The sequence below is a fragment of the Aldersonia kunmingensis genome (assembly GCF_001646865.1).
Classification (GTDB): Bacteria; Actinomycetota; Actinomycetes; order Mycobacteriales; family Mycobacteriaceae; genus Aldersonia; species Aldersonia kunmingensis.
The window spans coordinates 1-1,430 of the sequence record NZ_LRRB01000094.1; the positions used below are offsets into that span (position 1 = coordinate 1).

The following is a 1,430-nucleotide window of genomic DNA, read 5'->3' on the forward strand; positions in this document are numbered from 1 at the left end:
GGTCGATGTCAAGCTGCTTGGAGTCGGTTGGGTTCGGTTTCGGTTGCGAGATTGATTCCGACGATGGCGTCGGGTGCCGGGGTGGTGGGGCGGTTTCGGAATCGTTCGGGGTGGGCGGTGTAGTAGGCCTGGAGGGCGTGGTCGCGTTGCTGCCAGTGCCGGGCCCAGGTCCCGTGGTGGACGTCGGCGGGGGTGAACAGGGCGATGCCGCTGTGGCGGTGGTGTTGGTTGTACCAGGACACGTAGTCGGTGACCCAGGCGCGGGCGGTGTCGATCTCGGTGAAGGTGCGCGGGTAGGTCGGCCGGTATTTCATGGTGCGGAATTCGGATTCGGAGAACGGGTTGTCGTTGCTGACCCGCGGCCGGTTGTGGGTCTGGTCGATACCGAGTCCGGACAGCAGGTCTTTGAGTGCTGTTGAGCGCATCGCCGGCCCGGAGTCGGCGTGCACGACGGTGGGCCGGCCGTGGCGGGTGACGGCGTGGGCGAACATGTCGACGGCGAGGTGGTCGGATTCGCGTTCCTCGACCCGCCACCCCACGATCATGCGCGAGTAGATGTCGATGACCGAGTACGCCTTGAACGCTACGCCCCGCCAGGGGCTGCGCAGGTCGGTGATGTCCCAACTCCAAATCTGGTTGGGGCCAGTGGCTTTGAGCACCGGCGCCGGGCGCGGACCGGTGGTGCCCGCACGCCTGGGGGTGACCGGTCGCGTGCTTTGATCGGCGATCGTTGCCGCGATCCGCCACCACGAGCGCCGCGAGGCCAGCATCACCCCGCCGTCCCAACAGGAAGCGAAGGAGTGATCCACCGAATGACCGGCCCGCCAGCCGGCGGTGATCTTCTCGCTGATCACCGCCCGGTCGGCCTCCCCGATCCGGGACCGGTAGGCCCGGTCCTTCTGATGCACCGGGTTCGGCACCGCCGGGCGGGGTTTGGATCGGTAATGCCACGTCGAGCGTGACAGCCCGGCCAGCCGCAACGCCTGCCGTTGTGATCCGGTGGTGCGGGTCAACTCGGTGACGAGGGCGTTGTCGGAGGCGAGGAACTGTCGGGACCGCTCGTGGTCGCGGTGTCGGCGGGCTCGTGCTCGTTCAACGCGTGCAAGAGCCCGATAGCTTTTCCCAACGCCTCGTTGGTCTGCTCGAGTTCGGTGACCCGAGCCCGGAGCCGGGCAAGTTCTGCCTCGTGGCGTGCGGTCTCGGCGGCACGGGCATTGGCCATCGCGTTGCGTTTCCCTGGTGGAGTGCTCACCTCACCACCATTGCGCGGAATCAGGGCCCGGTCGAGATCACCGTCATAGATCGCCTTTTCCCACCGCCGAAACCGGCGGTAGGTCAGGCCCTGCGCGGCCAGCCATGCCCCTTTCTGCCCATACGGTTGCAGGTGATACTCCTGCACCAACTCCGCAATCTCGGCGGCCGTGAACCCC

General features: G+C 67.1%; 2 protein-coding genes. Both read right to left on the minus strand.

Features of this window, described 5'->3' with window-relative positions; all coding sequences use genetic code 11:
* Nucleotides 1–8 precede the first annotated feature (8 nt).
* Complete coding sequence (locus A8G08_RS07125; protein WP_157108442.1) at nucleotides 9–1,013, minus strand: IS3 family transposase; 1,005 nt, start codon at nucleotides 1,011–1,013, stop codon at nucleotides 9–11.
* The coding region (locus A8G08_RS27400) for a hypothetical protein (RefSeq protein WP_068272039.1) at nucleotides 1,010–1,430 on the minus strand (421 nt) is incomplete at its 5' end. The genes A8G08_RS07125 and A8G08_RS27400, both read right to left, overlap by 4 nt.